General features: G+C 51.7%; 7 protein-coding genes. 6 read left to right on the top strand and 1 reads right to left on the bottom strand.

From position 1 onward, the window contains the following. Window positions 1-77 precede the first annotated feature (77 nt). Window positions 78-665: a cation:proton antiporter gene (locus tag VMT71_07910; protein HVN23881.1), complete on the bottom strand. Its 588-nt coding sequence runs from the start codon at window positions 663-665 to the stop codon at window positions 78-80. 121 nt (window positions 666-786) lie between these two features. Between VMT71_07910 and VMT71_07905 the strand changes: the two genes are divergently transcribed. The 6 genes from VMT71_07905 (at window position 787) to VMT71_07880 (ending at window position 6,600) form a co-directional block, all read left to right on the top strand. Beyond that, window positions 787-1,698, top strand: coding sequence for a DUF475 domain-containing protein (locus tag VMT71_07905; protein ID HVN23880.1), 912 nt, complete (start codon window positions 787-789; stop codon window positions 1,696-1,698). A gap of 196 nt (window positions 1,699-1,894) precedes the next feature. Next, window positions 1,895-2,662 (top strand): FCD domain-containing protein, encoded by a 768-nt coding sequence (locus tag VMT71_07900; protein ID HVN23879.1) that lies wholly within the window; start codon window positions 1,895-1,897, stop codon window positions 2,660-2,662. A gap of 34 nt (window positions 2,663-2,696) precedes the next feature. Beyond that, window positions 2,697-3,179: a TRAP transporter small permease gene (locus VMT71_07895; protein ID HVN23878.1), complete on the top strand. Its 483-nt coding sequence runs from the start codon at window positions 2,697-2,699 to the stop codon at window positions 3,177-3,179. Continuing rightward, window positions 3,172-4,473 (top strand): TRAP transporter large permease, encoded by a 1,302-nt coding sequence (locus VMT71_07890; GenBank protein ID HVN23877.1) that lies wholly within the window; start codon window positions 3,172-3,174, stop codon window positions 4,471-4,473. Before VMT71_07895 ends, VMT71_07890 begins: the two co-directional genes overlap by 8 nt. Window positions 4,474-4,532: 59 nt before the next feature. Further along, complete coding sequence (locus VMT71_07885) at window positions 4,533-5,600, top strand: TRAP transporter substrate-binding protein (GenBank protein ID HVN23876.1); 1,068 nt, start codon at window positions 4,533-4,535, stop codon at window positions 5,598-5,600. Window positions 5,601-5,844: 244 nt separating this feature from the next. Further along, window positions 5,845-6,600, top strand: a complete 756-nt coding sequence (locus VMT71_07880; GenBank protein HVN23875.1) for a 3-oxoacyl-ACP reductase family protein — start codon at window positions 5,845-5,847, stop codon at window positions 6,598-6,600. The last annotated feature ends 1 nt before the right edge of the window (window position 6,601 follow it).

The following is a 6,601-nucleotide window of genomic DNA, read 5'->3' as shown; positions in this document are numbered from 1 at the left end:
TTCAAATCAAGGGGGCCTTTCCGTTAAGCGCGGCTTTGGTCTCACGCCAAGGAATAGCGCATACACTCGCGCGCCATCTATTCGATTACTTCGTCCGGGTAGATTGGCGCACACCTGCAAAAATACTCCTCCATGAGCAGAACACTCATAAGCGGCAGATACACAGCCATCGCCATGTCCTCTATGACCAGCACCGAGACCAACGTGGGCGTCTCAGGGTTACCGAACCGCTTCAATTCCGATAACAGCTTAGCTATCATGCCTGAAGATGAGATGTAGGTCACTCCTCCAAGAAGAACCGCTGAAAGGGGACTCCACCCTAACAGAAGCCCTGCAGCGAACCCCGGCGTGAAATTGAGGAAGAAATCAGCCGCACCGGCAAAGAGACCCACTCTGAGGTTTGCCTTGAGCTCCTGTCCCGTATACTCAAGACCCAACATAAAAAGAAGAAGGAGCACGCCGATCTCCGCGCCCATCTCAATGAAGCTCTTAGTCAGATCAAGCGGCCATAATCCTCCTTCGCCGAAGAAAAGCCCCGCAATCAGATACAGAGGGATTGCCGAGAATCCCCAACGTTTGGAAAGCCTTGAAAGCACGGCGAGTCCCACAACGGCTGCGCCGAGTTCTATCAGCGCGAAAGAAAAATCACGGCTGCCGGTGTCCATAGCGCAGGCGTCCTTCTGCCTCGTTGTGGCTGCTAAGCACTCGTTTCATATTCTTGTCTCGGATGTGCTCTTATACTATAATCTCTCGAGTTGCATGCGTCCATTGGAGGAGTGAGAACCGATGATAGTCTCCACGCTGATCATACTGGGCCTCGCGCTTTTCGAGTCTATAACCAGCATTGACAATGCCGTCATTAACGCCGAGACCTTGGCGACCATGCAACATAGGGCCCGAAGATGGTTCCTGACATGGGGCATGCTGATTGCGGTATTTGGGGTGCGTGGATTGTTGCCGTGGCTCCTTGTTTGGGTCATGACTCCACATCTAGGGCCATGGCAGGCGTTCACCGCCAGTCTGACCGGTGATGTGGCAGCATTGAATGCCATTCACGACAGCGCTCCAGTTCTTCTGATAGGTGGAGGGGTCTTTTTTATATTTCTCTTTTTCCATTGGATATTCATGGAGCCCAAGAATTACGGTCTCTTTGTGGAGCGCATTATAGAGCGCCAGGCTGCATGGTTCTATGCCGTTGTTTCAATCCTGCTTGCGATCATCGTCTGGATTGCTCTTCGCAGGAGCCCTATGCTGGGGTTCGGGGCAGTGATGGGTTCAACAGCCTTTTTTATCATTCACGGTTTCAGAAGATATGCGGAAGAGCAGGAGCGGCGACTCCTCGGGAGAGAAGCGCATCTCTCCGATATAGGTAAAGTCCTTTACCTCGAGGTGATTGATATGACGTTTTCCATTGACGGCATCGTGGGCGCTTTTGCGTTTACGCTCTCAGTACCGCTTATCCTCATAGGGAACGGCATCGGGGCTCTCGTAGTCCGTCAGCTGACGTATTACGGTGTTGAGCGGATCAAGCGGTATGCCTACCTGAAAAACGGTGCGATGTACTCGATCCTAGTGCTGGGCATTATCATGCTGGCCCACAGTTTCGGGGTCTCTGTGCCGGAGTGGGTTTCGCCGCTCGCGGCATTTGTCATCGTTGGCTATTTCTTTGTAAGGTCGCTATTGGCGTTGCGGACTTGACTCGCTTATGACGACATGATCCGAATAGGTGGCTATCCAGCATCCCCGAAGCTCACCCTGCTCTTATAGTAGTCGAGCATCACGAAGGCGTGAGTTTCACCACAACCAGCCCTCTTTTTTCCCTTGACAATGTGGCTAGAAGTAGAATAAGCATAGTTGTCTGACAATAGCACTACATCTCCAATAAGAGAAGATTATGCGTGCGCCACGGACCACATATAATGACGAGATATTTCGCCCTGTTCGGACCAAGAGAGCGTTTGAAGAGATTTCGACTGAGATAAAAAGACTTATCTTCGCGGGGGCTCTCAAACCGGGGGACAGACTGCCCGGTGAAAACGAGCTTGCCAGAAAATACAATGTCAGCCGCCAGACGATCCGGGAGGCGCTGCGAGTCCTGGAATTGACCGGTGTCATTAAAATGCGAAAAGGGGGCATTGGGGGCCCTCTTGTGGTCGACACCATGCTGCACGCGATAAATAATCTCTACCTGGATGCCGTTCAAATGAAAAGCATCAGCAAGGAGGAGATCGAGATTGCGCGTATCAAGATCGAGAAAGCCATATTGGACGAAGCAATAAATCGTGCCGACCATGAGGATATTCAAAAGCTTGAAGACAACCTGGCACTTGAAAAAATGATTTACGCAAAGAATCTCGATGCATTTGAAAAGAACGCGGAATTCCACAGGTTGGTGGCAAAGGCGTCAAAGAATGGTCTTTTTGTAATCGTCATGGAATCGCTCATTGCCGTGGTGGCAGATTTCAGAAGCCGGATCGGCCTCGACCTCGAGGTGTCGGGCCGCGCCATAAAAGAGCACGAAGAAATCGTCAAAGCAATAAAAATGCGGGAGCACAAGCGCGCGTCCGCCCTTATGGAAAAACACCTCACATATGTAAGCGAGGTACTCGAGGAGCAACCCGCACGCAAACGGAGAGGAAAGAAAAGTGGAAGAAAGTCTTGAAGCTAATGTTGAGTTGAGGCGTTGAGGAGGCGTTATGGAAAAAGTCCTGCGTGCTGTTTTTAAGTTAAGCGCATTCATGCAGGTTATATCTGGCGTTGTCCTGACCTTCATCGTGCTGTTGACGACTGCGGATGTTATCATGCGGGCTTTCGGCAGGCCGATCCTCGGTACATACGAGATAGTGGCGATGGGTAGCGGCATTGTCCTCGGCTTCGTCACGCCAATTACGGCCTGGCTTCGCGGCCATATCTTTGTGGATGTACTGACAAAGAAGCTTCCAGGCGTCGGTAAAAACGCAGCAGATATCGTCACGAGATGCGTCGGCATCGGTATCTTTTTGATGATCGGGTGCAATGTATTAAAAATAGGCAACACGTTTCGTACTGCCGGAGAGGTATCAAATACCCTCCAGTGGCCGATGTATCCCATCCCCTATGCGGTCGGATTCAGCTTTTTCGCGCTTTCGCTCGTGCTCGTGTGCGATATTTTCAAGATTATAGGTGGCACGTATGAGTGAGATAACCGTAGGATGTATAGGTCTTGTGGCCGTGCTTGCACTCTTCATGACAGGCATGGAATTGTCTGTGTGCATGCTCCTTGTTGGTTTTGTCGGTTTCAGTTATCTAGTCAGCCTGAAGGCAGCCATGCATCTGGTCGCGAAAGATATGTACGACGTGTTCGCATCCTATGGCTATTCGGTATTTCCCATATTCATCCTGATGGGGCAGGTCGCTTTCGCGTCAGGCATCGCAAAGCGACTCTATGAATGCGCCTACCGGTTCATAGGCCACATTCCCGGTGGGCTTGCCATGGCCACAGTGGGCGGAGCGACTGCGTTCAAAACGCTCTGCGGTTCGGCGGCTGCAACCGCGGCAACGTTTACCAGTGTCGCCATTCCAGAGATGGACCGCTACAAGTACAGCAAAAAACTTTCGACCGGTGTGGTGGCAAGCGTGGGTACGCTGGGCTGCATGCTGCCGCCGAGTGTCGGGCTTATTGTGCTGGGCATCATCACAGAGCAGTCAGTAGGAAAGCTCTTTCTCGCGGGCATTATACCGGGTCTTGTGATGGCGTTATTTTTCGTTTTCACCATTTTCGGCTGGGCGAAAATGAACCCGGAGTTGGCGCCGGCCGGAAAAAGGTCAACATGGAAAGAGCGCCTGGTAACAGTTCCTGAGGTCGCAATAGTGCTTGCTATTTTTGTAATAATGATTGTGGGGCTGATGGACGGCTTCTTCACCCCAACGGAGGCGGGCAGCGTAGGTACCGCGACCCTGCTCCTGCTGGTGTTGTGCAGAAAACAGTTGAGGCCGCGGGGGTACGCAAAAGCAGTCGCAGATTCAGCCCGCAGTGCCTGCATGGTGCTCATGCTGATCGGCGCCTCGACAGTGCTCGGCCACTTCATCGCGGTGACCACCATTCCGCAGGTCATGGCAGGGTGGATCACGACTCTCCCGATCCATAGGAACCTGATCATCGTTATCATCTGTATAGTCTACATTGTGGGCGGTTCCTTTATCGACGATATGGCATTTATGATCCTCGCCACCCCTATATTTTTTCCGGCAGTCCTGAAACTGGGCTTTGATCCGATATGGTTCTGCATCATGGTGGGCATCACGCAGATGATTGGCGTGATCATCCCACCGGTAGCGATCAATGTCTTCATTGTCACAAACCTGACTAAAGTGCCGATGAGCACGGTCTACGCAGGTAGCCTGCCTTTTCTCATCGGGATTATTATTTTTGCAGGCCTGCTCTTTGTATTTCCAGGTCTTGCGCTCTTTCTTCCAAAGCTGCTCATGGGCTGAAGGTAACGGGTGAGATCGTGTAGTACGTACCATAAACATTCACATAAAGGAGGATCAAGATGAAGCGTATTGTTCTGTTTGTATTTTGCGTCGCCCTTCTGGTGAGCGTTGCTCTACCGACCCTGCATGCGGCGGAGCAACCGATCAAATTGAAGTACAGCAACTTCCTTCCACCCACGCATCTCTTTTCCGTGCTTGGACAGCAATACTGCGATGAGATAAAAAAACGTACGAACGGAAAAGTCGAGATCACTTACTATCCCGGGGGCATACTGACCAGCGCCACGAAAGTGTATGATGGTGTTCTCAATGGCGTGTCGGACCTGGGGCTTTCCCACATAGGGTATACGAGGGGACGCTTTCTCGTGACGGAGACGCTGGACTTGCCGGTGGGCTACACCAGCGGCTATGTGGCCACCCACGTGAAGGAGGACTTCTATAACCAGTTCAAACCGAAAGAATGGAACGATGTGCATGTATTGTACCTGTTTGCTCCCGGTCCGCAGATCATAGCCACAAAATCAAAACCCGTCAGGAAATTGGAAGATCTGAAGGGTCTGAAGATCCGCGGCGCGGGAAGAATCGGCGATACGGCGAAAGCTCTGGGCGCCACCCCGGTGCCGGTCGAAATGGCCGACGCATACGATGGGCTTCAGAGGGGTGTTGTCGATGGGATCATGGATGCCATGGAGACCTGGAAAAGCTGGAAGCTCGGAGAACTGGTGAAGCACGCTACGCTTTCTCAGCGGGGAGCCGGACTCGTTTTTACGTTCTACGTGATAATGAACAAGGATAAATGGAATTCACTCCCTGACGACGTGAAAAAAGTCTTTACGCAATTGTCGGCTGAATACAATGAGAAGTTCGGCCTGGCATCCAACGAGATCGATCTCGCAGGAAGGGATTTCTTGAAGGAAAAAGGCGGCCAATTTTATTCTCTTGACGAAGCGGAGACGAAGAGATGGCAGAAAGCCGTCGAACCCATGCTGACTCAGCACCTGAAGGATCTGGAGCCCAAAGGCGTCAAGAAGGCGGACGGCGAGGCATACGTGAAATACATAAAAGAACGGATCGACTATTGGACAAAGCAGGAGAAGGATCACAAGATCTCCAGTCCGTACCAATAAAGAGGGTTTGAGCGAAACAGCCTCGACGAGAAGAAATAAGAATAGCGGCAGGATGGTATTTGAGTAAAACGGTACCGTCAAAATTCCTGTGAAAAAAGAAAGCTGTAAGCAAGCAACAGAAAAGACAGAGAGGTCTTCCGCGAGGGAAGGAGGGAGTCAGGGCGTGACTTTCTTCGCGCTCGCGGCCAAAAAGAAAACAAAGGGATAAAACTTACAATACCAGGAAAACTGTAAGGAGGATCACATGAGACTGAAGGACAGAGTAGCTATCATCACAGGAGCAGCGCGCGGTCTGGGGAAGGCCTATGCCATTCGCTTGGCTAAGGAAGGGGCAAAGGTCGTCATAGCCGACATCCTTGACGGGAGGGAAACTGTAGATGCCATCACTGCAACGGGCGCGGAAGCGCTTTACGTGAAGACCGATGTCACGAGCGAGGAGAGCACGCAGGAGTTGGCCCGCAAGGTCGTGGAGCGCTTCGGCAGGATCGACATTCTTGTGAATAATGCGGCCCTCTTTGCCGATCTGGTGAAAAAGCCCTTTTGGGAAATACCTGCTGCTGAATGGGATAAGGTGATGGCTGTCAATCTGAAGGGACCCTTTCTCTGCTCGAAAGCTGTCTATCCCCAGATGAAAAAGCAGAAAAAAGGGAAGATCATTAACGTCGCCTCGGGAACTTTCTACAAGGGGCTGCCTTATTTTCTTCATTATGTGGTATCGAAAGGCGGCAACGTCGCCATCAGCCGATCCATGGCTAGAGAGGTGGGTGACGACGGCATCAACGTGAATACTATTGCGCCGGGATATACAGAGACTGAGATCCTGAAAGCAAACCCGCAGGATCCGCCGGAAGTGATCAGGATGGCTGCGACCGGTCGCTGCATAAAACGCCCTGAGACGCCGGATGATCTTACCGGTACGATCGTTTTTCTTGCTTCCGACGACAGCGACTTTATAACGGGGCAGACGATCATTGTCGATGGCGGTTCGGCGCTGAACTGAG

The organism is Syntrophorhabdales bacterium (genome assembly GCA_035541455.1).
GTDB lineage: Bacteria > Desulfobacterota > Syntrophorhabdia > Syntrophorhabdales > WCHB1-27 > JADGQN01.
The sequence above is the reverse complement of the archived record's forward strand: the minus strand, read 5'-3'. Positions and strand labels throughout refer to the sequence as shown.